Source organism: Curvibacter sp. EU05-FHT14A10 (genome assembly GCF_058791075.1).
In genome coordinates this window covers 94684-120256 of the sequence record NZ_JBYTDE010000011.1, presented here as the reverse complement: position 1 = coordinate 120256, position 25573 = coordinate 94684, and the positions used below count along the sequence as shown (strand labels likewise).

The window sequence follows — 25573 nt, the reverse complement described above, 5'->3', positions numbered from 1 at the left end:
CCGATTGCTTCAGTCACCCTGCGGGCCGCCGCACCAACACCGCCTGATTGAAGGTGTTGCCACGACCGGATGAATCCACCCATTGCGCCGAGGCGGCTGGCCTTGCGAGGGTTTGGCCTGTCGGGCCGACGCCGTGCCCAGCAGGGCGGCAGCCCCCTTACTGCAGCAGTTGCCGCAGCACGTAGGGCAGTATGCCGCCATGCCTGTAGTAGTCGGCCTCAATCGGCGTATCGATGCGCAGCCTGACCACCACGGTCTGTTGGCGGCCATCGGCGTGATGGATCACCAGTTGAGCCTCGCTCTGCGGCGCGAGGTCTGCCGCAGGAAGCACGTCGATGAACTCCTCACCGGTCAGGCCCAGCGTTTGCCAACTGTCCGAGCCCAGGAATTGCAAGGGCAACACGCCCATGCCGACGAGGTTGGAGCGGTGAATGCGTTCAAAGCTGCGCGCCACCACCGCCTTGATCCCCAGCAGTTGCGTGCCCTTGGCCGCCCAGTCGCGGCTGGAGCCTGTCCCGTACTCTTCACCGGCCAAGACCACGGTGGCCCGCCCCTCGGACTGGTACTTCATGGCCGCCTCGTAGATGGCCATCTGGGTGGCCTTGCCCGTCACGTCACGGTACAGCGTCAAGCCCCCCTCCTCGCGCGAGCCATCGGACTGGGCGGGAATCATCAGGTTCTTGATCCGCACATTGGCGAAGGTCCCGCGCACCATCACCTCATGGTTGCCACGGCGCGAGCCGTAGCTGTTGAAGTCTGCTTTTTGCACACCATGGGCCAACAACCACTGGCCTGCGGGGGAGCTTTCCTTGATGGAACCGGCGGGTGAAATGTGATCCGTGGTGATGGAGTCGCCGAACAGCGCCATCACGCGCGCGCCCTGCACGGCATAGGAAGGGTGGGGGCGGTCCTGGCCCGCAGCCTCCTGCAGCTTGAGCTGAAAGCCGCTGAAGAACGGCGGCTCGGCGATGTAGGTGCTGGCAGGCCAGACATAGGTGGCGCCCGTCACGCCATGAATCTGCTCCCAGAGTGGGCCTGGCACCGATTTGACTTTCTCGTAGTTCGCACGAAAAGCCTTTGCATTCATGGCGCACGCCATCAGCGCCTCAATCTCATCGCTGCTCGGCCAGATATCGCTCAGGTAGATGTCCTGCCCCCCCAGACCCTGGCCCAGGGGCTGGGTCAGCAAGTCGCGGCGCACTGTGCCCACGATCGCATAGGCGACCACCAACGGTGGGCTGGCCAGAAAGTTGGCCTTGATGTTGGGGTGGATGCGCGCCTCGAAATTGCGATTGCCCGAGAGCACGGCCGAGCACACCAGGTTGTTGTGGGTGATGGCCTCATTGAGTTCGGGCGTCAGATCACCCGCGTTGCCGATGCAGGTGGTGCAGCCGTAGCCGACGACCGAAAAGCCCAGCGTTTCCAGGTAGGGCAACAGGCCCGCCTCGGCCAGGTATTCAGTGACCACGCGCGACCCCGGCGCCAGGGAGGTCTTGACGTGCGGCGACACTCGGAGCCCGGCCTCCACCGCCTTCTTGGCCAGCAAGCCGGCCGCCAGCATCACGCTGGGGTTGGAGGTGTTGGTGCAACTGGTGATGGCGGCGATCAGCACATCGCCGTTGGCAACGCTGCCGCTCAGGTTTGCGTCGGGCCCAAGCGCCGGCGCCTCGCTCTGCATGGCCGCGCTTTCGCTGGCAGGGCCCCCGATGCGGAAACGCTGGCCCAATCGGTCCAGCGGCTGATTGAAACCGTTTTGCGCCGCAGGCGCGCCAAACAACTCATCAAACGTGGCCGAGACCTTGCCCAGCTCGATGCGGTCTTGCGGCCGCTTGGGCCCGGCCACGCTGGGCACCACCGTGTCCAGCTGGAGGCGCACCACCTGGGAGTAATCAATGTCCCCCGCGCTGGGCACACCGAACAGCTCCTGGGCACGAAAGTAGCGCTCGAATGCCTCGATCTCGTCCTGGCTTCGACCCGTGCCACGGAAGTAATCCAGGGTCTTCTCATCGACCGGGAAAAACCCCATGGTGGCACCGTATTCCGGGGCCATGTTGCCGATGGTGGCACGGTCCGGCAGTGTCAATGTGCGGGTGCCTTCGCCAAAGAACTCGACAAATTTGCCGACCACCTTCTCGCGGCGCAGGATGTCGGTCACGCAGAGCACCAAATCGGTGGCGGTGACGCCCTCGCGCAGCTGCCCGGTGAGCTCAAAGCCCACCACGTCGGGTGTCAGAACATACACGGGCTGCCCCAGCATGGCGGCCTCTGCCTCGATGCCGCCCACGCCCCACCCCACCACACCGATCCCGTTGATCATGGTCGTGTGGCTGTCCGTGCCCACCAGGGTGTCGGGGTAATAAACCCCGTCCTGGGTCTTATGCACGCCTCGCGCCAGGTACTCCAGGTTCACTTGGTGCACGATGCCAAAGCCGGGAGGGACCACGCCGAAGGTGTCGAAGGCCTGCATGCCCCACTTCATGAACTGGTAGCGCTCCTTGTTGCGCTGGAACTCAAGCTTCATGTTCAGATCCAGCGCGGTCTTGGTGCCGAAGTAGTCGACCATGATGGAATGGTCCACCACCAAGTCCACGGGTACCAGCGGCTCGATCAACTGGGGGCTCTTACCCAGTCGCGTGGCCGTGCTGCGCATGGCGGCCAGGTCAGCCAGCAAAGGCACGCCCGTGAAATCCTGCAAGACCACGCGCGCCACCACGAAGGGGATCTCGTCCACACGCTCGGCTCGCGGTGTCCAGCGGGCCAGTTGCTCCACATGCTCACGCGTCAGCTTTTTGCCATCGCAGTGGCGCAGCACCGACTCCAACACGATGCGCAGCGACACAGGCAAACGCCGGATCTGTGGATATTGCTTGGCCAGTTCAGGAAGCGAGAAGAACTGCCCCACCGACCCATTCGCCAGGGCAAAGGACTGGAGGGTACTTTCGAATTCGTGACGCATGGAGAGACTCCTGGGTGAAACGCAGGGAACAGAGCTTGCCCGTGAAAACCGCAGTGCATGACCCGGCTCTCAGGCGGCAGGTGGGCGCTGGATGGCCAACCCATGGTTCTGGTGTTGCGCAGGATTCATTTGGCCCGTGCTTGACTGTAGCCGGGAACGGTTCCACGGCCCAATCCAGGTCCAAAGGCCCTGTTGGGCTGGGTCTATTCAGAAGCCGGAGACAAAGCACACGCCCATCCAGCAGCCCCTGCGCGGGACACGCAAGGCGATGGCGTGACGGCCGGACAGCTTGTGATGGCCCGATCAGGCCTGGGCCTGTCGGCGCCGCGCCACCCGCTGCCGGTTGAGAATGCGCAGGCGCTCGGGCACGGCTGCCAGCAAGGCCGCCCCTTCCCAACGCAGACGACGCCCCAGAGACCAGGTCGGGTCGGCCAGCACCACCGGGGCCGTGAGTTCGCTGTAATGCCGGCGCCCGGCCAGCTGCATGTGCGAGGTCTCACGCGCCAGCGTGGTGTAGCGCAGGCCCACCTGTTGCGCCACGATGCTGCGGTGCGGGTGTTGCGACAAGGCCGGGGCCAGGGCCTGGGTGTAGGCGATGGGGCCGGTGACGCGCAGCACGCCCATCTTGCCCACGCCTTCGCGCAGCGGTGAATACTGCTCGATGCGCTGCAACACCTGGTGCAGCACCGCGGCCAGCAAGGGGTGGCGTGGCGCGGCAGCCAGGAACCACTGGATGTACTCACCGCCCACGGTGTCGGCCAGCTCGGGGTGCACGGTGTCGCCACCGTCCCCCACGAGGTATTGGTCGTCGGGCTGAAGCAGCGCATCGAGCGGCCCTAGCAGACCGCTTTTCTGGTCGAAGTAGACACCGCCCATCACATACAGCGCAAAGTAGCGGAACAGATCGGCCCGCGCCGGCCCGTAGGCCGGGTTGAGCCGCTGGTAGGCCGCCTGCAGCCGAGGCGAACCCCAGGCCTGGATGAATTCAGCCTGGCGCCGGTCGTCCATGATGAGCTGCTCCCAGCCCGGGTTTTGCGCCTGCAGTTGCTGCAGGTTGAGCTGGATCGATTCCGGCAGTTGCCCGGCATCGGGCACGCAGTGGAAGATCTTGCGGCTGACCCGGCCCGCCGCATCGGGCAGAGGGGCGTGGGTCAGATCGTCGGAGTCCGGGTGGGGGCGGGTCATAGCGCCGTGATTTTGGCAGCTTTCGACCCCGTTGCCGCCCACCCGGCCCAGGGTGCTCAGGCGTTCATCACGGCCACGGAGCGGGTGTTGAGGTAGGCCTCCATGGCCTCGGGGCCGCCTTCCGAGCCGTAGCCCGAATCCTTGATGCCGCCGAAAGGCATTTCGGCCGAAGGCATGGCCGGCATGTTGACCCACAGCATGCCCACTTCCACCTTGCGCGAGAGCAAGTCGGCGTTCTTGAGCGAGCGCGTGAAGGCATAACCCGCCAGTCCGAAGGGCAGGCGGTTGGCTTCGGCAATCGCGTCTTCCAGGGTGTTGAAGCTGCGGATGGCAGCCATCGGGCCGAAGGGCTCGTCATTGAACACCTTGGCGTTGAGCGGCACGTCGGTCAGGACGGTGGGCTGCCAGAAGTTGCCGGCCTCACCGATGCGGGCACCGCCGTAGGCCACGGTGGCCCCTTGTTGCACGGCATCCTGGGTGAACTCGGCCATGGCGGTCACGCGGCGCGGGTTGGCCAAGGGGCCCATCTGCACGCCCTCGTCCTGGCCATTGCCCACCTTCAGCGACTGGGCGTGCGCCACCAGGGCGGCGGCAAAGTCCTTGGTGATGCTTTCATGCACCAGGAAGCGGGTGGGCGAGATGCAGACCTGGCCCGCATTGCGGAACTTGGCCGCGCCGGCCGACTTGACGGCCAGGGCGATGTCGGCGTCCTCGGCCACGATCACCGGAGCGTGACCACCCAATTCCATGGTGACGCGCTTCATGTGCTGGCCGGCCAGGGCCGCCAGTTGCTTGCCCACCGGGGTGGAGCCGGTGAAGGTGATCTTGCGGATCACCGGGTGGGCGATCAGGTAGCTGGAGATCTCGGCCGGGTTGCCATAGACCAGGCCCAGCACGCCCGCAGGCAGGCCGGCGTCGGCAAAGGCACGGATCAATTGCGCAGGCGCAGCCGGGGTTTCCTCAGGGGCCTTGACGATCATCGAGCAGCCGGTGGCCAGTGCCGCGGCCAGCTTGCGCACCACCTGGTTGATGGGGAAGTTCCAGGGCGTGAAGGCGGCCACCGGGCCGACGGGGTCCTTCAGCACCATCTGGCGGATGGCCAGGTTGCCGCGCGAGGGCACGATGCGGCCGTACACGCGCAGTCCTTCATCGGCAAACCACTCGATGATGTCGGCCGCCGCCATGGCTTCGACCTTGGCCTCGGGCAGGGGCTTGCCCTGCTCCTGCGTCAGCAGCGCGGCAATGTCGCCGGCGCGCTCGCGCATCAGGGCGGCAGCGCGGCGCATGACCTTGTTGCGCTCGATGGCCGGGGTGTCACGCCAGAGGGCAAAGCCATCCTGGGCGGCCAGCAAGGCCTGGTCCAGGTCGACCCGGCTGGCATGGGCCACACGGCCGATTTCCTGGCCCGTGGCCGGGTTGTTGACGGCCAGGGTCTTGCCGTCGGCGGCGTCCAGCCATTGGCCACGGATGAAGAGTTGGGTGTTGGGGTAGGTCATGTGCGGCTCGGGATGATGCAGGTTCATGGGAAACAGAAAGCCGGCCGCCCAAGCAGCAGCGGGGCCCGCACCAGGCCGGCCCGCTCACCCGACAAGGGGTGCACGCTTCTCGCAAGCTGCTGAGTATGCCGGCTTGCCAGCATTTCTGCAGGCCGCAACCTCAAGCCTGATCAGACTTGCGTCTGGTCAAGGGTTTTCGCGCCATTTCAGACATAGGGTCAATCAATAAGACGAATGGCGTGTGCACCGGATAATTTCGGCCAACCCCCACCCCACCCCGCAGGAGATCCCATGCCGGAGACCTTTGAACACTTTCGCGACCAGTCACTGGCCCAAGGCTTCGCCGAGGTGCTGGAGCGGCGCTGGCAACCCCAACAAGTGGTGCCCCTGCACACCCACCCCTTCGAGGCCAAGGCCCTGGTGACCGAGGGCGAGATGTGGTTGACGGTGGGGGGCGAGACCCAACACCTGCAGGCCGGCGATCGCTTCGAGCTGGCAGCGGACGTGCCCCACGATGAGCGCTATGGCGACCAGGGCGCGGTGTATTGGGTGGCGCGGCGCTGAAGCCCGAGTGCCCTGGAAGCGCTTGAGCTGCTGCGACAGCACAGGCCAGATCACGTCGCCAGGCCCATCAACCAACTCTTGAAGGTCTGCAAAGCCGGCAGGCGGGCCGCATCGGGCGGGTAGACCAGGTAATACCCCTTGGCATAGCGCCAGGTCTGCGGGGACAGGCGCATGAGTCGCCCGGCCTGCACCATGTCTTCAGTCATGTAGGGCGGTAGAAGCACCACCCCCAGCCCGGCCACGGCCGCGTTGAGGGCCATGGACATGATCTCGAAACGAGGCCCGGAGCGGCCCGGAGTGGCCTCGATCTGCTCGGCCCGAAACCACAGCTCCCAGGCATCGGGCAGGGTGTGATGGTGCAACAGGGCACTGTCGGGCGTGGTGGCCGAGAGGCGAGTGCCGTGGCGTGCCACCCACGAGGTGGCGGCGTAGGGGGCCAGGTCCAGCGCGGTGACAAAGTCGCTGCAAAGACCAGGGCGCTGGCCGTCACCGAACTCAAGCGACGCGTCGATGGCCCCCGACTTGAAATCTGCCGGGCCCACGCGCGTGCTCAGGCTCAGCGTGATCTCGCCGTGGGCGCGGGTGAAGGCGGGCAGCCGCGGGATCAACCAGTACGCCCCCACCGAGGCCCCCACCGACAGCGAAAGCTCGCCACCGCGACCCTTGAATGCCGTGACATGAACAGTGGCCCGCTCCAGGCGACGCAACAGCGGGGTGATCTCGTCCAGGTAATAGCGCCCGGCATCGGTGAGCAACAGGGATTCGCGGCGCCGGGTGAACAGCCGAACCTCCAGACGCGCTTCCAGGGCCTGGATCTGGCGGCTCACGGCGCCCTGGGTGAGGTGCAGGTCTTGCGCCGCCGCCGTGAAGGATCCCAGGCGGGCGCTGGCCTCAAAACACAGCAGGGACATGGTGGAGGGGGCACGGTACATCAGGATCCATCCATGAAAAATGCACATACAAAGTGCATCAGATAGGGAGTATCTCCGCATGGATCAAAAAGATGCATGAGAAAAAGACATGCCAGGATCAGAAAACATGGTTTGTCGGCACGGATCGGCATCCCTAGCATTCACCGTCATCAGCCCACTCAACCCTTTCGGGAATGCCACGATGAATACACCGCTTTGCCCCTCCGCCCGGTCTCGCCGCCGCTGGCTTGAGTCCGTCACGGCCGCTTCGGTCAGTGCCTTGCTGCCCCTGGAGCTGCGGGCGGCGACAGGCTATCCGGACAAACCCATCCGGCTGGTGGTGCCTTCGGCAGCAGGGGGATCGCCGGATGCGGTCTGCCGCCTGCTGACCCAGGAGCTGGGCAAGGGTTTAGGCCAGCCCTTTGTGGTGGACAACAAGCCCGGCGCCAGCGGCAACATCGGCATGGCAGAGGTGTACCGATCCTCGCCCGACGGCTACACCCTGGGCTATGCCAACGTGGGCACACTGGCCATCAACAAGGCCCTGTACGCCAAGCTGCCCTATGACCCGGATGCACTGGTGCCGGTGGGCCTGATCGGCTTTGTGCAGAACGCCCTGGTGGTTCGCAAAGATCTGCCGGCGCAAAGCGTGGCCGAGCTGATCGCGCTGGCACGCAGCAAGCCTGGCGTGCTGAGCGTGGCCTCCAGCGGCAGCGGCACCACCGGCCACTTGAGCGGCGAGCTGTTCAAGACCCTGACCCAGACCGCCATGACCCATGTCCCCTACAAAGGCAGCCCCCAGGCGATCACGGACCTGATGGGGGGAATGGTCGATCTGATGTTCGACAACCTGAGTTCGATCCTGCCCCACATCCTGGCAGGCCGGGTGCGCGTGCTGGCCGTGACGGGGGCCGCACGCAGCCCGCAACTGCCGCAGACCCCGACGGTGGCCGAGGCCGGCGTGAAGGGCTACGAGACCGTGGGATGGGGCGGCTTCGTGGCACCACCTGGCACGCCCCGGAGCATCGCAACGCTGCTCAACAAGGCGATGAACGAGGCCCTGAGCCAGCCCTTGATGCTGGAGAAATACGCAGCCATCGGTTTCGAGCTGACGCCAGGCCCACCCGATCGACTGAGCGAACGGGCACGCAAGGAATCGCCCCTGTGGGCCGACCTGGTCAAGCGCTCTGGCGCCCAGGTGGGATGAGGCCGCCCATGTTCGATCTGATCATTGCGGGTGGCAGCGTGGTGGATGGCACAGGCGCCGTCCGCGTGCGCGCCGACGTGGGGGTTGTCGACGGGTACATCGCCGCCGTCGGCGACCTGGAGGGCCGGGCCGCAGCCACGCGACACGATGCCAGCGGCCACATCGTCTGCCCCGGCTTCATCGATGTGCACACCCACGACGACCGTTTGCTGCTGACCGAGCCTGAGGGCCCCCACCCCAAACTCACCCAGGGGGTGACCACCGTGGTGACCGGCAACTGCGGCATCAGCCTGGCGCCACTGTCCAGCCCCCAAGCCCCTCCCGCCCCCCTGGACCTGCTGGGGACAGAAGACTGGCGTTACGAACACTTTGCCGACTACCTGAGTGCCCTGGAGGCGGCTCGCCCCGCCCTGAACGCGGTGTGCCTGGTGGGACATTCCACCTTGCGGGTTCGCCACGTGCCGGACCTGCAACGGGCGGCCACGGCACAAGAGGCAGAACGCATGGCACAGGACCTGGCCCGGGCCATGGACGCGGGCGCCTTCGGCCTGTCCACCGGTTTGTACTACCCCCCGGCGCGTGCAGCCACGGCCGAGGAGGTGATTGCCGTGGGTGCTCCGCTGACCGCAGCACGGGGCCTGATCACCATGCACATCCGTGACGAGGCCGACCACATCGATGAAGCGCTGCGGGAGGCTCTGCACATCGGTGCGGCCCTGGGCATCGACACCGTCCTGTCGCATCACAAGCTCATTGGCCAACGCAACCACGGCCGCTCGGTGCAGACCCTGGCCACCGTGGACGCGGCGGCGCAGAGACAGGCCGTGTGCATGGACTGCTATCCCTACGCAGCGTCGTCGACCATGCTGCTGGCCCACCGGGTGAGTCAATCCCGGGAGGTGCTGGTGACATGGTCCGTCGGCGACCCCGGTGCCGCAGGCCGCTCGCTGTTCGAGTTGGCCCGGGAGCGCGGATGTTCCGCCGAATCGCTCGTGGACACCTTGTCGCCCGCGGGGGCCATTTACTTTGCGATGGACGAGTCGGATGTGCAGCGGATTCTGGCGCACCCCTTGACCATGGTGGGCTCGGACGGGCTGGCGCATGACGCCGTGCCCCACCCACGCCTGTGGGGTACCTTTCCTCGGGTGCTGGGGCACTATGCGCGCGAGCGGCGCCTGTTTTCGCTGGAGACCGCCGTGCACAAGATGACCGGGCTCAGCGCCCGCCGCTTCGGCCTGGGCGACCGGGGGCTGATCGCCCCCGGCCATGCGGCCGACATCGTGGTTTTTGACGAGGCCACGGTGGCCGACCGTGCCACCTTCGAGCACCCGACCACCCCCAGCACCGGAATCGAGTGGGTCTTCGTCAACGGCCACCTCGCCTGTGAACGCGGCCTCACTGTCCACGCCCATGCGGGCCAGGTGCTGCGGCGCCATCGGCCGGCCCTGAAACGGCCCCTTGAATGACAGGACACGGTTCATCGCTCATCTTTGAGGATGAAGCCGCTCTGGCCATGGGCACCTGTGTACCCGGGATGCCGGTGCCGCTCGTGGCCCGACAAGAAGGTGTTGCTGTCAAGCTCCAACGCATGCTGGGCAAGAAGACCTTGAAGAATGAAATTCTCAAGGATGCCGTGGGTTATTTCGGACGCCAAAAAGTGGGTTGCACACTCGCCCTTGTTGCCCAAGGTCGACCGGTGACGACGAGTGGATCCAGGGGATCCTCCAGCACAATGCCGAACTGAGCAGCCACGGCTACCGCCGAGCTTGTGCCCTCGTCACCAGGGACCGACGTGCGCAAGGGCTCCCTGTGGTCAATACCAAGCGGGCCTTGCCCAAGGGGCCTGGTTCGATGACCAGGCCCAGGTTCCAAACGCCTCATTGAAGGGGCGCTGACGAGAGATAGCGCCCTTATCAAAAGCATCTCCATGACGGAGCCAAGCATCGCTTTGGTCGTAACGGCAAGGTGGCTGACTTTCTACGCGCAAGTCTTCAGGGACGGACAGAAAGCGCGTTCAGCCGTTCAGCAATCTTTACCGCACCAGCAGCGGCACAAGCTTCGTCGAGTTGACCGCCAGGTGCACCACCGACACCAATTGCAGCAAGGATCTCATCCCCTGATTTCAGCGCGACGCCACCTGCCAGCAGAATGATGTTGTTGACGGTTGTCATCGCCGGTCCAGTGGGTGTCTTGTTGATGCGGTCTGCCAGCGCAGATGTCGCTGTAGCGCCGAAAACAGGACCGAGCGTCACGATCGTGTAGGCTTTCTTGAAGGCTGTCTCCCGGGTGTGTATCGTGCTGTGATCGCCACGAAGTAACGCGCGCTCGACACCAGAGGCATCGACCACAGATGCGGTTACACGATACCCACTGGCTTCGCAACTCCGAATTGCCTCCGCTGCGGCTTCGGTGGCGAGTGACAGCGGTATCACCTTCCCGGAGGACTGGACCTGAGCCTCAGCATTGAGTGCGGGCATCGCCAAGGCTGCCAAAGAGATTGACGCGATGGCAGCCATCCGCAAGAAGGAGGGCGTGAACAATCTGGATTTCATGGGTCGGTCTCTTTCGTTCGATTAGAAGAACCGAGCAATGTGGTGGGCCACTGTGGAGGCGTCCTCTTCCAGCGCGAAGTGGCCAGAATCCAAGAGAATCACTTCGACATTCTTCAGGTCTTGCTTGAATGCCTGAGCCCCTGCCACGGTGAAGAACGGATCGCCTTGTCCCCAAACCACAAGCGTGGGTGGCTGATGGGCTCGGAAATACGCGTGCCAGGCGTCATAGCTGGCGACGTTCGTTTGATAGTCCTTGAACAGCGCCATATGGCGCTCGGCGCTGCCCACACGATCCAGCAAGGCCTGGTCGTGAGTCCAAGCGTCAGGATTGAGACTATTGGGTGATCGAGCGCCGGCGACGTACTGGTAGCGGGTCGTCTCGGCATTCAACATCTGCCGAGCACCGGTCTCATCCCCTCGTTCCCACAAGGGCACAAAGACGTTTGCGACGGACTCGCCAACGCCTTCTATGTAGGCGTTAGCGTTCTGCACAACCAACCCAAGAACCCTTTCCGGGTTCTTGGCTGCGATGCGGAATCCAATCGGGCCGCCGTAGTCCTGCATGTACAGGTAGTACTTCTCGACTCCCAGGGCCGACAGAAGGCGTTCGACCACCGCGGTGAGGTTGGCAAATGTGTAGTCGAAGTCCTCCGTGGAAGGAGCCGACGAGTGTCCGAAGCCGATGTAGTCTGGCGCGATGACGTGGTAGTGATTCACCAGCAGCGGAATCAGGTCCCGGTACATGTGAGAAGACGACGGAAAGCCGTGCAACAGAACGAACGTGGGCTTGTTGGGATCTCCTGCTTGGCGGAAGAACACGTCATGACCATCTACGGTTGCTGTGATGTAGGTGACTGGGAACGTTGTGGATTGGTGCTTCATATTGGGGCCTGTATGGGCGTTGAGATCAACAAAAAGAACTTCAGATGGTCTTGGTCTTGGCCTTGCCGCCGTCCACGCCGAATACGGGGTCTGCGAGACCAAATGGATTCGCATCGTTTGGGCAAATGTTCGGTTTACGATGGCAGCGGCCGACTGACCTGTCAGAGCGAATTTGCGACGGACTGCGGTCTCTCTTCTGATCCTGCGGCTGGCGCCCGTCACGGCGTTAGTGAGGTCTTTCGAAAGGCTGGTCATGTCGGTATCCCGGATGGTAAATGCCTGACTTGCTGACTTACTTCTTGGCTTGGTCCAGGACATAGTCGAACGGTGCGGACTGGCTGATGAAGAACAAGCACTCATGCGGAGCCAGGCACTTGGTGACGTGCTTTTCACCCCCCTTTTGGAACCAGTAAGAGCCGACAGGCAGCGGGACGTCTGTAGTGCCCGGCAGCCCGTTTGCGGCCACACCAGAGATCACGACACCCCAGTAGTCGCCAGTGTGGACATGAACGTCACTGACGAAAGCGGCAGGCATGCGGATGAACGTGCCGTGCGGGCCTTTCGTGAGATCGCCATAGGCGGGACCGGCCATCAGTTCGCCATGTACGCCGTCGGAGACGCCGGTGGAGCCAAATTTCAACTGGGTGACTGGGGTGCTCACGGACGCCTGTTTGCTTTGCGCCGAGGCATCCGTCGCGCAGATTAGTGCGACGGCGGCGAGGCAGATGAGTTGGGTAGCGAACTTGCGGGAGAAGGGATTCATGGAGGGCCTCTTGGGTAGTCATCGCGAGTTGCGATGGCGCTATGGTTCCCTCCAAAGCCCTGTCCGATAAGCCGGCTGGGTCGTGAATGACCTTCTCACGTACCGAGAAGGTGCAATCGGCTAGATGTCAGAGCAACTGGCCAATCGCTTGGAGACGCGCTTGCAGTCGGGGTACTGCAAAGTCGAGAAAGCTGAGCAGCTTTTGCGGAGCTCGACGGCTTGGGTAGATAAAGTTCACGGGTGTAGGGGCCGGCTCGAACTCTCGCAAAACCGGTACAAGCGCCCCGGACTGCACTGCGTTGGCGGCCTGGTAAGAGGTGATTTGCGTGAGTCCAAGTCCTGCCACTGCCGCGTCCACAGCGGACTCCGGAAGTGTTGTGGTCAAGCGCACGCGGATTGGGAACATGGCCTCAAGGCCATGTTCCCTGAACAACCAGGTCTTGTAGGGGCCCAAGGCTGTCCAGGCAATGCATTGATGCGAGGCAAGGTCGTTGGGATGCTGCGGCAAGCCGTGGCATTGCAGGTAGTCCGGCGAGCCGCAAACGACCATCCGGATCTCGCCCAATGGGCGTGCGATAAAGGAACTGTCAGGAAGGACGCTTATCCGCAGCGCAAGGTCGACGTGCTCTTCGAGCATGTTGACGACCCGGTCGACGAGCAACAACCTCAGTGTGACATTGGGAAATTCGCGCAAGAACTCGGTCGCAACTGGTTGGAGATGCTGGCGGCCGAAAGCCAGGGGCGCAGTGATCGACAACTCGCCTTTCGGCGTCTGATGCTCGCCCATGACATGCTCTTCTGCTTCTCGAAGATCTTCGAGCAAACGGCGGCAGTCTTCGAAATACGAAAGCGCGCCTTCCGTCAATGTCACTTGCCGCGTGGAGCGATCAAACAACCTGACCCCCAGAGTTTCCTCAAGTTCCGCGACTTTGCGACTGACGGTGGCGACGGGCAAGCCAAGAAGGCGACTGGCGGCCGAGAAACCGCCCGAAGTCGCTACTGCAACAAAAACTCGTATAGCGTCCAACTTGTCCATGGCTGTTCTTTAGGTGTGCACCACTGCGTCGAGGACGCCTGTGCTCAGGTTCAGCAATGTGCGCCGCATCACAGTAATGTAGCGGCCGTACCTGCCGGCTCGACACGATGCCGAGCCTGTATTTTCTGCGCGTGCGAATCAGCCATCACTGCCGGTCGACAGTTGAGAGTTGCAGCCCTGGCATGCATGGCCCCCAAAGAAAGAGGCGAACTCTCATCAATTGACCCTATCAACGAGGGCCGCATGAAGCATGCGTCACTGGGCATGGTCCGATGCGTACTTTCGAATCTGCCTCAACAACCCGGTCATTGAGGTTTTGCCTCAATGACCGGGTCTACTCGTATCAAATGCCTGCTGCACCTTGCAGACTCAGGCCAGTGGTCGTGCTGACCGGCGTCTTGCCAATCAAACTCAGTGCGCCGGCCGTGGAGACGCTGTAGGCCAGCACGGCCGAATTCTTGAGATCAGTCGAATAGAGGTACTGCCCATCCGGGCTCATCCAGGTGTCCCCAGCAACGCCTTCGTCGGCCCCGGCGATGGCGTCCGCGGCGAGAAGGCTGAGCTGGCCGTTCGTGCCCACGGCATAGGACGAAATTGAGCCGGCCCCATTGCCCACATAGGCGAACTTCTGTGACGGCGTGAGCACGATCCAGCACGGGGCGGTCTGGCCCGAGCTGGCATTGGACACGGGTTGAAGGGCCCCTGCACTGTTGAAGCTGAAGCTGTACAGAGCCTTGTCACCGATGCTGGTGCTGAGGTACACAGAGGGCCCCGAGGTCTGTTTGACAAAGGTGCCGGCAAAGGGCGTGAAGCTGTTGATCCCATTGCTGGTGCTCAGAGCATTGGAGCTTGGCACCCCCAGGCTGCCATCGCTCTTGATCGGATAAGACACCACGGCGTTGGCCCCGGTCCCGGCACTGACCACCAGGTAGCTGCCCGAAGGATCCACCACCAGTTGGGTGGGCGAAATGTTTTGCAGTCCGGTCTGTTGCCCAGGGTTGTAGAGCGCGATCTGCGTCAAGCTGCCATCGGTGTTGACCCGGTAGGCCCCGACCTGATTGCTGCCCGCCAGAAAGCTCACATAAAGAACGCCATTGGCATAGGCCAGGCTGTTGGGGTACGTGCCCGTGGTCTTGGTGGTGTTCAAGGGCGTGGGGACTCCCGTGAGAGCGTTGATGCCGAGCACCGAAATCGAGTTGTCTCCCGCATTGACTGTGAACAGACGGGTGTGATCGGGGCTCACGATCACGCTGTACTGACTGACCAGTGAGTCGGGGGCGGCCGCGGCGGTGCCAGGTTTGACGCCATTGGAGCCGGCTCCGCCAGTGGCTGTGCTCTCGGCAGCCTTCAGGCTGCCATCGGCTTGACGCGTGAAATGAACAATCTTGTTGACGGTTTCATTGGTCTGTACATAGAACTGATTGGAGATCCCCGTCTCGCTGCCTCCGCCACAGCCACTCAGCCACGAGGTGGCCACGATCGCACTGACGGCCAGCAGGGTGGTGTGACGCCAACGGGGTGTCGAACGATTGACCCGAGGGGCTTGGATGGAAGCGGTGGGGCGTTGTGTGCGGCTCATGAAACGTCTTTCTGTTGTTGATTGGTTGGAGCTTGCGTTTGGCGGGGGCGGTTGCGCCCGCACGACTGGGCTGCGTTCTCACGGTTCAACCCGGTCTGCGTGTTGGTCGACTTGCTCAACGATTTCTTACACCGATCGGATCTTGGTACTCGACCCCACGCAAGGCCTAGAGCCGGCGGTGGCAGCCCAAGTCGTGTGCTTGGGGCCTGAGTTGCTGGAGTGGCAATCTGAGAAAGCTGTAAGAAGTTGCCAGCTTCTCCGACAGATGTTCAAGGGGCACCACCAGCCCCAAGGCGTACCTGCTTCTCAAGCACTTTTTAGGAGCTTTCCAATGATGTCCTTCCAATTTGCAGCCTCGCTGCTCCTGACAGGGTTCGTCACCTGCGCTTCGGCTGGCGAAATCCGCGCATTCAATCAGCAGGATTTCGAAAAACTCACCCAGGCAGGTCAGCCGGTGGTGGTGGACGTGAGCGCCACCTGGTGCCCGACCTGCAAGGCCCAGAAACCCATTCTTGAACGTTTGATGAAGCAGCCGGCCTATCAGGCGGTGACCCTGATGACCGTCGATTTCGATGCGGAAAAGGCCACGCTCAGGCGCTTCAAGGTCAGCCAGCAAAGCACCCTGGTCGCCTTCAAAGGGAAGCAGGAACAAGGCCGGTCCACGGGGGACACCACGCCTGAAGGTCTTGAGGCCTTGCTCAACAAGACCCTTCCCTGAGGACGGGTCATGCACTTCGGATGGGGCACCTATGGAGCGGGCTTGCTGGCCGGCTTGCTGTCGACCTTGTCGCCCTGTGTGCTGCCGCTGTTGCCCATCATCCTGGCCAGCGCTTTGCAGGCCCACCGGCGTGCCACCTGGGCCCTGGCGGCCGGGTTGACGGTGTCTTACGCGGTGTTGGGCACGAGCCTGGCTTGGGCCGGCGCAGCCTTGGACATCGACACGGACTGGGTGCGCCTGGGCGGCGCCGTACTGCTGGGCGCCCTGGGCCTGGTGCTGGTGTCGTCATCGCTGCAACAGCGCTTTGCCAGCGCCACCGCAGGTTTGAGCGGCGTCGGGCATGCGTTGCTGGCCCGGCCGACCTGGCAAGGGCTGGGCGGGCAGTTTGCGTTGGGTTGCGTGCTGGGTCTGGTCTGGAGCCCCTGCGTCGGGCCCACACTGGGGGCCGCCGTGGTGTTGGCCAGCCAGGGTACGCAATTGCTGCAGGTGGCAGCACTCATGGGGCTGTTCGGTTTGGGTGCCGCACTGCCGCTGCTGGCCCTGGCCGGCGTCTCGCGCCAGGCGCTACTGCGCTGGCGGGGCCACCTGCTGCATGCCGGCAAGGCCGGCAAGGTGATGCTGGGCCTGGTCTTGCTGGCGTTGGCCGGCCTGATCCTGTCAGGTGCCGACAAGCCGCTCGAAACAGGCTGGCTGGAGGCTCTGCCCGATGCCCTGACCCAACTCAGCACCCGTTTCTGAGGCGCTTTTTCGCCTGGTTTGGAAAAGGAACAAGAAATCCATGAAGCTTCCGTACCCACTCCGTCGCGCGCGACCTGCACAGTCGTGCTCGCCCACGCCCACCATCCCAACCTGGGTGAAACCCCTTTTCGCTCTGATTTTGGGCGCTGGGGCCTTGCCCAGCCTGCCAGCATGGGCCCAGACCGCGCCGGCCGTGGTGGCCACGCCCGGGTCGGAGCCCCCTGCACTGGAACTGGTGGTGCTGGGCTCCGGCGGGCCAGGGGCCACTGGTCGGGCTGCGTCGTCCTACCTGGTACTGGTCGACGGGGTGGCCCGGGTGCTGGTGGATGCCGGTCCGGGGGCGTTTGTACGCCTGGGTGAAACACACTTGCCCTTGGTGCGCCTGGACACCGTGCTGCTGACCCATCTGCATGCCGACCACGTGGGGGGCCTGCCCGGCATCGTCAAGGCCAGAGCCGTGTCCAGCCGGGGCCCCTTGGTGTTCAACTTCTTTGGGCCGGCGGGCCGGCACGGGCGGGGCGCTGAGGCGAGCTTCCCGTCCACCAGTCGTTTCATTGCGCTGAATTTCGGGCGCAATGGGGCACTGGCCTATCTGCCCGATTTTTCCGCCCCCTTCACCACCCGTACGGTGGATTTGCCGACAACGGTGCGCCCCCGCCCGGCAATTCAGACCCTGCATGACAAGGATGGCCTGCTGATTCGTGCCATTGCAGGCCATCACCGCGATGCCCCCGCAGTGATCTACCGCATCGACCATGGTGGCAAGAGCATCACCTTCTCGGGTGACATCGACGCAGAAGGCCTGCCCAACTTGCAGCGCATTGCAGAGGGGACCGACCTGCTGGTGTTCAACTGCGTGGTGCTGGACCCACCGGGCTCGCCCCCGGTGCTCTACTCCCTGCACACGCCACCGCAAGCCATTGGTGAGCTGGCTGCGGCCAGCGGGGTTGGCCATTTGCTGCTGAGTCATTTGTCGCCTGCCGTGGAGGCCCAGCGGGAGCAGGTCACGGCCTCGATCCGGGCCCACTATGCGCGCGAATTGGCATTCGCCGAAGACGGCTTGCACCGGTTGCCGTGATGCGATCCATCGCTTGGATGGCCTCAGTCCACGGGCCCTCCGGCCGGGTTGAAACGCGCGGGTTCGGCCGACAGGTGTTCACCGACGTCATTGCAGAGGCCGGGACGCCGGCCATCACCGAACTCAAGGGATGAATCGCCCCGGGGGTGATTCACATCATGTCATTCGATGTGTCCGGGAAACCAGGGGAAGCCCATGGCGGCATGTAGGGCCTGCTCGAACCTCAAGAAAGTCTCGCAAAAGAGCGATCAAAGCTAGCGCTCTATTTTGTATAGCAAAAAGTCCAAACGGAGCAGCGGCTAGCTCCGCATATCTAGGTCTTCTCTCCCCGTTGAATGCGAGTCAACAACTTTACTGTTGCAAATGCCCACCCTGCAAACCGGCATGAATGCTGGAGCCGACTCTATTTGTCCGAAATAAACGCTGACTGCAACAAAGAAAGTCCGTCGGGAGTCTTGACGCATTTTTGATCGCGGCAATCGCGGCAATCGCGGCGTGTGGCGACGTAAGATGCCGACAATCTAGTGCGTTGATCAGGTTGCGTTTTCCGCTACGACGGGTTGGGAAGGGCTGGTTGCTGTCGCAGGGGATTGGCAATTGGGTGTCAGCTCGCCCTTGCAGGTTGACTTGGGTCGTCGCTGGTCACCCTCCCTCACTAACCGCCCATAGCCGCGCCCAAACCAAACATCGTCAAGGTATGGGCGCGGGCCACTTCGCTCAGCGAAGACGCGTCTTCAGCTCCTCGCTTGCTTGATGCAGGGCGGCACGGGTGGCTGGCACGTCGGCCAGCACATTGAGCAAGCCGAAATCGTGAATCATGCCGTTGTAGCGGGTCGCGACAACATTGACGCCGGCAAAGTCCAATTTGCGGGCGTAGGCCTCGCCTTCATCGCGCAGGACATCTTTCTCGGCGGTCTGGATCAGCGTCGGGGGAAGGCCTTTCAGCTGCTCTGGCGATGCCTGCAGCGGCGAAGCGTAGATTTCCTGACGCTGCTTCGGGTCGGTCGTGTAAGCATCCCAAAACCACTTCATCATATCCTTGGTCAGAAAGTGTCCGTTGGCGTATTCGTCGTAAGACGCATCCTCGAAATTGGCATTCGTGACCGGCCAGAACAGCACCTGTGAACGCAGCGCAGGCGCCCCTTTGGCCTTCGCCATGAGGGCCACAGCCGTCGCCATGTTGCCGCCCACGCTGTTGCCCACAATGGCCAACCGTTTTCCATCCACGTTGATCTGCGCGCCATGGTCGGCCACCCACTGGGTGGCGGCGTAGATTTCGTTGATGGCCACGGGATAGCGAGCCTCGGGAGAAGGGGTGTAGTTCACGAAGATCCCCACAGCACCGGAGTCGGCGACCAGATCGCGCACAAAGCGTTCGTGCGTCGGGAAGTCGCCCAGGATCCAGCCTCCGCCGTGCACGAAGACGAACGCAGGCAGCACGCCCTTGGCACCGGCAGGGCGGACGATGTTCAGAACAACCGACCTTCCGTCCACGGAGATCGTCTTCTCGCTGACCTCAGCAGCCGACAGCTTGGCACCCTTTTGTGCGCCCACAAGCACCTGCCTCGCATCGGCAGGCGACAGCGTCTCCAAAGGCTGGCCACCGCCTTTTTCCAGAGCTTCGAGGAAGGCCTGGGTGCTGTGTTCGACGCCGGGGCTTCCCGCGGCCAAGGACAGAGTGGACGCCAATGCCATCGTGGACACCGCAATGAGTTTGTGTGTGAATTTCATATCGCTATTCCTTGAGTGGAAGGGTTGAAAGTGAAGGTGACCCGCTTGAAAGTGGAGAGTTGCCAAACGGCAGGAGTAACTTTATGGCTTGGAGTTGGATTAAAGGTGTCGTAAAGTGCTGATAAATTGATTAGGAGTACAAATCTGATGAGCGAGTGCACTGACCGCCTAGGCTCGTTGCTGAACCATTTCCCGGTGCGGACGCGCATGTTCCATTCGGGTGCCATGTGTGGCATCACTGACTTCCCAGCCCCGCAGGGAGGGGGGCAGATACATCTGGTGAGGAGCGGGGAGTTGGAGGTCGTCTACCCCGGGCGGGCTCCACAGCGGGTCAGTGTTCCTAGTCTGCTGCTTTACCCCCGTCCGACGTCGAGGCGCTTTGTCACCGATTCCCAGTGCGGAGCGGTCTTGGTCTGTGCAGAGCTCCAATTCGACGGCGGGGACTCAAATCCTGTGTCGACTGCGTTGCCTGACGTCATTTGCATCGCATTGGACGACATCGAAGGTGCCAATCAAGTTCTGACACTTTTGTTCGACGAGGCATTTGGAAATAACTGCGGTCGACATGTGCTGATTGACAGGCTGTTCGAGGTCGTGTTGATCCAGGTGTTGCGACACCTGATGGAGACAGGGCAGGTCAACGGTGGCTTGATGGCTGGGTTGTCCCATCCCCGCCTTCGCAAAGCACTGGTGGCGATGCATGAGCGTCCGGGGTACGAATGGACGTTGGATGCACTGGCTGGCATCTCGGTGATGTCGCGTACCGCGTTCGCTGACAGTTTCCGCAAGATCGTCGGCTGTACGCCCGGAGCGTATTTGCAGGCATGGCGCATCAGGCTGGCACAGCAGGGATTGCGCCAGGGGCGCCAGATGAAGGCGATTGCAATTGATGTTGGCTACGGCAGCGAAGCCGCGCTCTCGCGTGCGTTCAAGGCCCAATGTGGGCTGACGTCGCGAGAGTGGCGAAACGTCGCGCTTTCCGATAGCAGTGACGCTCGCTGACACCGACTTGGGGTGCTGTTGGTGCCACTTTCTGAGATCACTTCAACTCAATGCCCTGCATAGCACCGCAAACGCCAAGGCTGCCGAGGACCGATACGCATCCCTTCGCTGCAAGAGTGCGGCGGTTCGAGGGGCAGGTGCCGGGTCGATTGCAATATTGCGCAAGCCCTCGTGCTGGTCGCATATGGCCTCGGGAAGTATTGTTACAACGTCGGTACGCCGGACGACCTCGAGCAGGGCGCTGATGGTGTTGGCCTCAACGGCGACGGGCGGCGATATCTTTTGAGACCTCAGGTACTCGTCAACGTGTATGCGCGTCACGAATTTGGGGCTCAATACCCCGAGCCTTTCGTTTGACAACATCTGAGGCGTGATGGCTCCTTCGAGGGCCGCAAAGGGGTGATTTCTTCCGACGACGACGCTCAGTCGCTCAACCAGAATCGTCTCATACTCAATATTGTCGCCGGGGCGCGAAGCGTCGAACGCAATGCCCAAGTCCACCTCGTCCGCCGCTACTGCGGCCGCGATGGTATCGAGAGACATCTCCTCCACCCGAATGAGGATCCCGGGGTGTTTGGCATGGAAAGCCGATACCAAGGGGCCGACCAGGTACGCTGAGAAAGTGGGCGTAGCCGCCAACCGAAGCTCGCCACGCTTGAGATCGTGCACATCATGGATCGCTCTGCGGGCCGAAGCCAACTCACGCAACGCCCGTCGCGCGTGCTCGATGTACACGCTGCCGACATCCGTGACTTTGACGGTCCTGCCGCTGCGATCAAGAAGCGGTACGCCAAGCATCTCCTCCAGTTGAATGATCTGCTGCGACAGGGTCGGTTGGGAAACATGAAGCGCCTCTGCGGCGCGTGTGAAGTTTCCGTGCTCCGCAACTGCAATCAGGTAGCGGATATGGCGAAGTTGCATGCATGTGCCTTTCCACTCTTTACAGGGAGGTGATGGTATAGGCGCTTCCTATCGGCCCCATTCGAAAGCGGTCTTGGACCGGCGGGTGGACACGGCAGAGGATAGAGCCTTCGCAACAAAGTGCTGGTCAACATGAAACCGTTCATCTTAGGCGCGATGAAGTTCCAGGCCGACGTCTTCCCCAATATGTCGGACCTCTTCAAGACGCTGGCAACAAGTCAGCGTCCCGGTGTGCTCTTCATTACCTGCTCAGATAGCCGCGTCGTTCCAGAGTTGCTGACGCAGCAACAGCCCGGTGACGTGTTTGTGGTCAGGAACGCCGGCAACATCGTCCCATCTTACAGTTCGGAGCCTGGCGGCGTTACGGCGAGCGTCGAGTACGCGGTCGGGGTCCTTGGCGTCGCTGATATCGTGGTTTGCGGTCACAGCGACTGTGGAGCGATGACGGCCGTCGCACGGCACACCTGCCTGGACCACCTTCCCGCCGTCGCGGGCTGGCTCCGCCACGCTGACGCCGCCAAGGCGGTCAACGAGTCCCGCGCCCACCTTACTCCAGATGAGAAGGTCAACTCAATGGTGTATGCCAACGTGGTGGCGCAGCTGGCCAACATACGTACCCATCCTGCGGTCGCACTTGCACTCGAGCAGGGACGGCTTGGCCTGCATGGCTGGGTCTACGACATTGAATCAGGGGCCATCAAGGCTCTCGATGGCAAGCGCGACGCCTTTGTCTGCCTTGCCGATTTCCCCGACGCGGTCGCCCACGTGGCCCGTCCGCAGCTGAAAGCTGCTTGAACCTTCCTCACCTAACTGAAAGGACGATTGTCATGCTCCACTCCAACGTAACCCAAGACCCACGCGTCGAGTTGACCCGCCGTGTGCTGGTCGCCAAGGCCATGAAAGACGTCAGCTTCGGCGAGCTCGCTGAGGGGACAGGCCTGCGCGTGGCGTACGTCACAGCGGCGCTTCTGGGTCAACATGCCTTGCCAAAGCACGCTGCAGAGCTGGTCTGTGGCCGCCTTGGGCTTGACGCGACCGATGCGAAAGAGCTGCAGACGATTCCGCTACGGGGCAGCATTCCGGGCGGCGTGCCGACTGACCCAACCATCTATCGGTTTTACGAGATGGTGCAGATCTACGGAACCACGCTCAAGGCGCTGGTCCATGAGCAGTTCGGCGACGGCATCATCAGTGCCATCAACTTCAAGCTGGACATCAGCAAAGTGGAAGATCCGGAGGGCGGGTCACGGGCCGTGATCACCCTTGATGGAAAGTTTCTGCCCAACAAGCCCTTTTGATGGCTTCGTTGGCTCCACCCTGTTGAGTGAAGGAGCGTCGCGGTGAGCATCAACGATGACAAGCTTGTACTCGAATGGAGCGACCCTTTGGTGGCGGCGCTCCGCCTCACCCTTCGGCGGGTGCCGGAAGGATGGCTGGCGAGCCTAGATGGATTCCCCATGGCGTACGGCGAGACGCAACGGATTGCCGTAGCCTGGACTTTCATCATGGCCCACAAGTCGGCTTACGAGTGAGCGCGGGCCGCAGACGCGGTTTGCGTGTTGCTGTCGGGGCAGGGGCATGAGCTACGGTGGTTTGTTGGCCGTCGTGGCGGCTGCCCAGATCGGTGCAGCCTTGGTGGTCATGACGCCCTCTCTCACGCAGGGAGGCTCTCGTCCGAGTCATGGCGCGTAGAGAGGTGCCTGTTCCAAACGGTAGAGGCCAGGATTGGGCGGCCAGGCCACATGGGCTCGAATTGAACAGGGGCCCTTGCGCGGTGCTGGCCGTCGGGCCACCAACGGGCAAGGCTGTGTCAGCGCGAGCCATTATGTTCGTGCTCTGTGGTCTGCCTGAATGGGCTTGAGGTCCACTTGCCAGCAGCAACACCTCGACATGAGGTGTCAACTTAAACCACCCGGTCTCCTCAAAACTCGTGGCGCTCCAAAGAGGCTGTCAGCGAGAGTACCGAAGCAAGATCCCTTCAACCGACGCCTTGAAGTTCTCCATCACTTCGTCGATCGGCTGGCCCATCTGGGCATGGACGATGGCACCGTCTACCACCATAGACAGCAAGCGCCCCGCAGACACGGCATCGCCACCAAAGACTTTGTCCAACACAGACGACATTTCCTGCTTGTGTTGACGGACCACTTCCAAAATATTCGCGTCGGACGATCCCAACTCAGCAGCGGCATTCAGAAATGCGCACCCCCTAAAGTCGGGATTGCTGAACCAATCCCTCAACGTTGCGACGAGGGCCTCCAACGGCAACGAACCTTCGCTTCTAGCCTGCGCCAGGCTTGTTTGAAACCAGGAGATCCACTTCTCGTGACGGAAGTCGAGGTAGGCCCGAATCAAATCATCTTTGCTCGCGTATTGACGATAGAAGGTGAGCTTACTGACCGGCGCCTGTTCGATGATTTTGTCGATACCCGTTGCCCGTATGCCCTCCTTGTAGAAGAGAGCGTGGGCCGCGACCAGGATGCGCTCGCGCGGCGGCGACAGGGCTGGAGATATTTTTTCAGATTTCATACTCGAATTGTAGACAAGTCGTCCTACCGTGGCTATCATTGCCCATGTAGACAGATTGTTCTACATACCGATTGGAGATCTCACCATGGAAACTCGTCCCCCACTGCCCCCGTTCACACGCGAAACGGCCATTCAGAAGGTCCGTCTGGCTGAGGACGGCTGGAACTCGCGCGATGCAGCGAAGGTCGCAACGGCATACACCCTGGATACGAAGTGGCGTAACCGCGCCGAGTTCGCCAACAACCGGGCCGAGGCCCAGGCTTTCCTCGAGCGGAAGTGGAACAAGGAGCTCGATTACAGACTCATCAAGGAGCTGTGGGCATTCGACGGCAATCGAATCGCCGTTCGTTATGCCTACGAGTGGCGTGACGATGCTGGGAACTGGTACCGGTCATACGGTAACGAGAATTGGGAATTCGAAGCCGACGGGCTCATGCGCCGTCGTTACGCCTGTATCAACGACATGCCCATTAAGGAATCGGATCGGAAGTTCCATTGGCCACTCGGCCGTCGTCCCGACGATCATCCGAGCCTGAGTGAGCTGGGCCTGTGAGCTGACTCATTCGTCAGCGAAGGTACTTGTCGGAACTGCCTAAGCGCCGCGCGCGTCTCGGGTGCGCGTGGTGCCGGCTTCCTTCGTCCCACCCAACATCATATTTGCGCGCGATGCCTTGCGTCGCTCGACCTGCGAAGACACCCTCTATTTGGGGTGGGGGAGCCTGGGCATCCAAATGAGACGGCTGGGCATTAGCTCGGCTCGCCTACCAGTTGGGAGTCAGGCCGCCCGGTTTCTGAGGCCGGAGTTGAGCTAGAGCCTTACCACCCTGTGTGGCCTTGCCTGCAACCTGTGCTGATGTCCGGTCGTCCATGAGTTGAGAGCATTGCGACACGCAGGTCTAGGTGCAGGTCACCCGCGCCTACAACAACATGCCGAACGAACCCGACTGCACCAGGGCGCGTCGTCCTCCCTGCAAGGCCCGCGCGCTTAGCTTCAGTGTGCCGTAACTAACTTCAAATTAATTTACCATGAATATCGACATCCGTTCCTCCCACCTGCATTCGAGCGCCCGCACCGACGGCGGCTGCGGCGTGACTAGGCGAGACATGCTGCGCCTGGGCACCCTGACCGGTGCCAGTGTGGTCGCCCCCTTATTGGCTGCAGGCGAAGCCCTCGCGCAGGCACCCAGGGTGGCCGACCAGCCGGTGCATTTCGGACACGTGCCCCCGTTCACACGCGAAACGGCCATTCAGAAGGTCCGTCTGGCTGAGGACGGCTGGAACTCGCGCGATGCAGCGAAGGTCGCAACGGCATACACCCTGGATACGAAGTGGCGTAACCGCGCCGAGTTCGCCAATAACCGGGCCGAGGCCCAGGCTTTCCTCGAGCGGAAGTGGAACAAGGAGCTCGATTACAGACTCATCAAGGAGCTGTGGGCATTCGACGGCAATCGAATCGCCGTTCGTTATGCCTACGAGTGGCGTGACGACGCTGGGAACTGGTATCGGTCGTACGGTAACGAGAATTGGGAATTCGAAGCCGACGGGCTCATGCGTCGTCGTTACGCCTGTATCAACGACATGCCCATTAAGGAATCGGATCGGAAGTTCCATTGGCCACTCGGCCGTCGTCCCGACGATCATCCGAGCCTGAGTGAGCTGGGCCTGTGAGCTGACTCATTCGTCAGCGACGGTACTTGTCGGAACTGTCTAAGCGCCGCGCGCGTC

The 25573-nt window shown here is 62.4% G+C and carries 24 protein-coding genes and 1 pseudogene; 13 read left to right on the top strand and 12 right to left on the bottom strand.

Going from position 1 to position 25573, the window contains the following annotated elements:
* Window positions 1-157: 157 nt before the first annotated feature.
* From acnA to AC3WUT_RS20545, 3 genes are all read right to left on the bottom strand, one after another.
* Window positions 158-2956, bottom strand: coding sequence for an aconitate hydratase AcnA (acnA, locus tag AC3WUT_RS20555; RefSeq protein ID WP_492348944.1), 2799 nt, complete (start codon window positions 2954-2956; stop codon window positions 158-160).
* A gap of 303 nt (window positions 2957-3259) precedes the next feature.
* Window positions 3260-4141: a glycosyltransferase family 32 protein gene (locus AC3WUT_RS20550; protein WP_492348943.1), complete on the bottom strand. Its 882-nt coding sequence runs from the start codon at window positions 4139-4141 to the stop codon at window positions 3260-3262.
* Window positions 4142-4197: 56 nt separating this feature from the next.
* Window positions 4198-5637 carry an NAD-dependent succinate-semialdehyde dehydrogenase gene (locus AC3WUT_RS20545; protein WP_492349005.1) on the bottom strand — a complete coding sequence of 480 codons (1440 nt, stop codon included), beginning with the start codon at window positions 5635-5637 and terminating at the stop codon, window positions 4198-4200.
* Window positions 5638-5928: 291 nt separating this feature from the next.
* Here AC3WUT_RS20545 and AC3WUT_RS20540 point away from each other — a divergent pair, with 291 nt between their 5' ends.
* Window positions 5929-6201 (top strand): cupin domain-containing protein, encoded by a 273-nt coding sequence (locus tag AC3WUT_RS20540; RefSeq protein WP_492348942.1) that lies wholly within the window; start codon window positions 5929-5931, stop codon window positions 6199-6201.
* A 50-nt stretch (window positions 6202-6251) separates the two neighbouring features.
* On the opposite strand, the gene AC3WUT_RS20535 is transcribed toward AC3WUT_RS20540, so the two are convergent.
* Window positions 6252-7133, bottom strand: coding sequence for a LysR substrate-binding domain-containing protein (locus tag AC3WUT_RS20535; protein ID WP_492348941.1), 882 nt, complete (start codon window positions 7131-7133; stop codon window positions 6252-6254).
* Window positions 7134-7314: 181 nt separating this feature from the next.
* Here AC3WUT_RS20535 and AC3WUT_RS20530 point away from each other — a divergent pair, with 181 nt between their 5' ends.
* The 3 genes and pseudogenes from AC3WUT_RS20530 to AC3WUT_RS20520 all read left to right on the top strand — a co-directional run.
* Window positions 7315-8319 (top strand): Bug family tripartite tricarboxylate transporter substrate binding protein, encoded by a 1005-nt coding sequence (locus AC3WUT_RS20530; protein ID WP_492348940.1) that lies wholly within the window; start codon window positions 7315-7317, stop codon window positions 8317-8319.
* Between the two features lie 8 nt (window positions 8320-8327).
* Entirely contained in the window at window positions 8328-9785 is a 1458-nt protein-coding gene (locus AC3WUT_RS20525) for an N-acyl-D-amino-acid deacylase family protein (protein WP_492348939.1), read from the top strand.
* Between the two features lie 110 nt (window positions 9786-9895).
* Window positions 9896-10018 (top strand): annotated as a pseudogene (locus AC3WUT_RS20520) (IS3 family transposase); the annotation flags it as partial.
* A gap of 292 nt (window positions 10019-10310) precedes the next feature.
* Here AC3WUT_RS20520 and AC3WUT_RS20515 read toward each other — a convergent pair.
* The 5 genes from AC3WUT_RS20515 to AC3WUT_RS20495 all read right to left on the bottom strand — a co-directional run bounded on the left by AC3WUT_RS20515 (window position 10311) and on the right by AC3WUT_RS20495 (window position 15131).
* A complete protein-coding gene (locus AC3WUT_RS20515; protein WP_492348938.1) occupies window positions 10311-10871 on the bottom strand; it encodes a GlcG/HbpS family heme-binding protein in 561 nt (186 codons plus the stop codon).
* A 21-nt stretch (window positions 10872-10892) separates the two neighbouring features.
* Complete coding sequence (locus AC3WUT_RS20510) at window positions 10893-12008, bottom strand: alpha/beta fold hydrolase (RefSeq protein ID WP_492348937.1); 1116 nt, start codon at window positions 12006-12008, stop codon at window positions 10893-10895.
* Window positions 12009-12045: 37 nt separating this feature from the next.
* The gene (locus AC3WUT_RS20505) at window positions 12046-12516 is read right to left on the bottom strand and encodes a DUF4437 domain-containing protein (RefSeq protein ID WP_492348936.1); all 471 of its coding nucleotides are present in this window, start codon (window positions 12514-12516) and stop codon (window positions 12046-12048) included.
* A 127-nt stretch (window positions 12517-12643) separates the two neighbouring features.
* Window positions 12644-13552, bottom strand: a complete 909-nt coding sequence (locus AC3WUT_RS20500) for a LysR family transcriptional regulator (RefSeq protein WP_492348935.1) — start codon at window positions 13550-13552, stop codon at window positions 12644-12646.
* 343 nt (window positions 13553-13895) lie between these two features.
* On the bottom strand, window positions 13896-15131 hold the full coding sequence (locus AC3WUT_RS20495) for a lactonase family protein (RefSeq protein WP_492348934.1): 1236 nt from the start codon (window positions 15129-15131) through the stop codon (window positions 13896-13898).
* 265 nt (window positions 15132-15396) lie between these two features.
* On the opposite strand from AC3WUT_RS20495, the gene AC3WUT_RS20490 reads away from it, so the two are divergent.
* The 3 genes from AC3WUT_RS20490 (at window position 15397) to AC3WUT_RS20480 (ending at window position 17665) form a co-directional block, all read left to right on the top strand.
* Window positions 15397-15849, top strand: a complete 453-nt coding sequence (locus tag AC3WUT_RS20490) for a thioredoxin family protein (RefSeq protein ID WP_492348933.1) — start codon at window positions 15397-15399, stop codon at window positions 15847-15849.
* A gap of 9 nt (window positions 15850-15858) precedes the next feature.
* Window positions 15859-16587 carry a cytochrome c biogenesis CcdA family protein gene (locus tag AC3WUT_RS20485; RefSeq protein ID WP_492348932.1) on the top strand — a complete coding sequence of 243 codons (729 nt, stop codon included), beginning with the start codon at window positions 15859-15861 and terminating at the stop codon, window positions 16585-16587.
* Between the two features lie 154 nt (window positions 16588-16741).
* Window positions 16742-17665 (top strand): MBL fold metallo-hydrolase, encoded by a 924-nt coding sequence (locus tag AC3WUT_RS20480; RefSeq protein WP_492348931.1) that lies wholly within the window; start codon window positions 16742-16744, stop codon window positions 17663-17665.
* A gap of 717 nt (window positions 17666-18382) precedes the next feature.
* Here the strand turns inward: AC3WUT_RS20480 and AC3WUT_RS20475 are convergent.
* A complete protein-coding gene (locus AC3WUT_RS20475; protein ID WP_492348930.1) occupies window positions 18383-19396 on the bottom strand; it encodes an alpha/beta hydrolase in 1014 nt (337 codons plus the stop codon).
* 147 nt (window positions 19397-19543) lie between these two features.
* Here AC3WUT_RS20475 and AC3WUT_RS20470 point away from each other — a divergent pair, with 147 nt between their 5' ends.
* On the top strand, window positions 19544-20398 hold the full coding sequence (locus AC3WUT_RS20470; RefSeq protein WP_492348929.1) for a cupin domain-containing protein: 855 nt from the start codon (window positions 19544-19546) through the stop codon (window positions 20396-20398).
* A gap of 42 nt (window positions 20399-20440) precedes the next feature.
* Here the strand turns inward: AC3WUT_RS20470 and cynR are convergent, their stop codons facing one another.
* Complete coding sequence (cynR, locus tag AC3WUT_RS20465) at window positions 20441-21319, bottom strand: transcriptional regulator CynR (RefSeq protein WP_492348928.1); 879 nt, start codon at window positions 21317-21319, stop codon at window positions 20441-20443.
* A gap of 132 nt (window positions 21320-21451) precedes the next feature.
* Here cynR and AC3WUT_RS20460 point away from each other — a divergent pair, with 132 nt between their 5' ends.
* From AC3WUT_RS20460 to AC3WUT_RS20450, 3 genes are read left to right on the top strand one after another with little or no spacing between them, the layout of a single operon-like run.
* Entirely contained in the window at window positions 21452-22114 is a 663-nt protein-coding gene (locus tag AC3WUT_RS20460) for a carbonic anhydrase (RefSeq protein ID WP_492348927.1), read from the top strand.
* Window positions 22115-22146: 32 nt separating this feature from the next.
* Complete coding sequence (cynS, locus tag AC3WUT_RS20455; RefSeq protein WP_492348926.1) at window positions 22147-22617, top strand: cyanase; 471 nt, start codon at window positions 22147-22149, stop codon at window positions 22615-22617.
* 42 nt (window positions 22618-22659) lie between these two features.
* A complete protein-coding gene (locus tag AC3WUT_RS20450) occupies window positions 22660-22851 on the top strand; it encodes a hypothetical protein (RefSeq protein WP_492348925.1) in 192 nt (63 codons plus the stop codon).
* Window positions 22852-23269: 418 nt separating this feature from the next.
* Here the strand turns inward: AC3WUT_RS20450 and AC3WUT_RS20445 are convergent, their stop codons facing one another.
* The gene (locus AC3WUT_RS20445; protein WP_492348924.1) at window positions 23270-23848 is read right to left on the bottom strand and encodes a TetR/AcrR family transcriptional regulator; all 579 of its coding nucleotides are present in this window, start codon (window positions 23846-23848) and stop codon (window positions 23270-23272) included.
* 85 nt (window positions 23849-23933) lie between these two features.
* Here AC3WUT_RS20445 and AC3WUT_RS20440 point away from each other — a divergent pair, with 85 nt between their 5' ends.
* Both AC3WUT_RS20440 and AC3WUT_RS20435 read left to right on the top strand, forming a co-directional pair.
* On the top strand, window positions 23934-24401 hold the full coding sequence (locus AC3WUT_RS20440; protein WP_492348923.1) for a nuclear transport factor 2 family protein: 468 nt from the start codon (window positions 23934-23936) through the stop codon (window positions 24399-24401).
* A gap of 650 nt (window positions 24402-25051) precedes the next feature.
* A complete protein-coding gene (locus AC3WUT_RS20435) occupies window positions 25052-25516 on the top strand; it encodes a nuclear transport factor 2 family protein (protein ID WP_492349004.1) in 465 nt (154 codons plus the stop codon).
* Window positions 25517-25573: the final 57 nt, after the last annotated feature.

Coding starts and splice junctions, on each gene's coding strand:
- acnA (WP_492348944.1), bottom strand. CDS start 2,956: ATGCGTCACGAATTCGAAAGTACCCTCCAGTCCTTTGCCCTGGCGAAT.
- AC3WUT_RS20550 (WP_492348943.1), bottom strand. CDS start 4,141: ATGACCCGCCCCCACCCGGACTCCGACGATCTGACCCACGCCCCTCTG.
- AC3WUT_RS20545 (WP_492349005.1), bottom strand. CDS start 5,637: ATGACCTACCCCAACACCCAACTCTTCATCCGTGGCCAATGGCTGGAC.
- AC3WUT_RS20540 (WP_492348942.1), top strand. CDS start 5,929: ATGCCGGAGACCTTTGAACACTTTCGCGACCAGTCACTGGCCCAAGGC.
- AC3WUT_RS20535 (WP_492348941.1), bottom strand. CDS start 7,133: ATGTACCGTGCCCCCTCCACCATGTCCCTGCTGTGTTTTGAGGCCAGC.
- AC3WUT_RS20530 (WP_492348940.1), top strand. CDS start 7,315: ATGAATACACCGCTTTGCCCCTCCGCCCGGTCTCGCCGCCGCTGGCTT.
- AC3WUT_RS20525 (WP_492348939.1), top strand. CDS start 8,328: ATGTTCGATCTGATCATTGCGGGTGGCAGCGTGGTGGATGGCACAGGC.
- AC3WUT_RS20515 (WP_492348938.1), bottom strand. CDS start 10,871: ATGAAATCCAGATTGTTCACGCCCTCCTTCTTGCGGATGGCTGCCATC.
- AC3WUT_RS20510 (WP_492348937.1), bottom strand. CDS start 12,008: ATGACCAGCCTTTCGAAAGACCTCACTAACGCCGTGACGGGCGCCAGC.
- AC3WUT_RS20505 (WP_492348936.1), bottom strand. CDS start 12,516: ATGAATCCCTTCTCCCGCAAGTTCGCTACCCAACTCATCTGCCTCGCC.
- AC3WUT_RS20500 (WP_492348935.1), bottom strand. CDS start 13,552: ATGGACAAGTTGGACGCTATACGAGTTTTTGTTGCAGTAGCGACTTCG.
- AC3WUT_RS20495 (WP_492348934.1), bottom strand. CDS start 15,131: ATGAGCCGCACACAACGCCCCACCGCTTCCATCCAAGCCCCTCGGGTC.
- AC3WUT_RS20490 (WP_492348933.1), top strand. CDS start 15,397: ATGTTCAAGGGGCACCACCAGCCCCAAGGCGTACCTGCTTCTCAAGCA.
- AC3WUT_RS20485 (WP_492348932.1), top strand. CDS start 15,859: ATGCACTTCGGATGGGGCACCTATGGAGCGGGCTTGCTGGCCGGCTTG.
- AC3WUT_RS20475 (WP_492348930.1), bottom strand. CDS start 19,396: ATGAAATTCACACACAAACTCATTGCGGTGTCCACGATGGCATTGGCG.
- AC3WUT_RS20470 (WP_492348929.1), top strand. CDS start 19,544: ATGAGCGAGTGCACTGACCGCCTAGGCTCGTTGCTGAACCATTTCCCG.
- cynR (WP_492348928.1), bottom strand. CDS start 21,319: ATGCAACTTCGCCATATCCGCTACCTGATTGCAGTTGCGGAGCACGGA.
- AC3WUT_RS20460 (WP_492348927.1), top strand. CDS start 21,452: ATGAAACCGTTCATCTTAGGCGCGATGAAGTTCCAGGCCGACGTCTTC.
- cynS (WP_492348926.1), top strand. CDS start 22,147: ATGCTCCACTCCAACGTAACCCAAGACCCACGCGTCGAGTTGACCCGC.
- AC3WUT_RS20445 (WP_492348924.1), bottom strand. CDS start 23,848: ATGAAATCTGAAAAAATATCTCCAGCCCTGTCGCCGCCGCGCGAGCGC.
- AC3WUT_RS20440 (WP_492348923.1), top strand. CDS start 23,934: ATGGAAACTCGTCCCCCACTGCCCCCGTTCACACGCGAAACGGCCATT.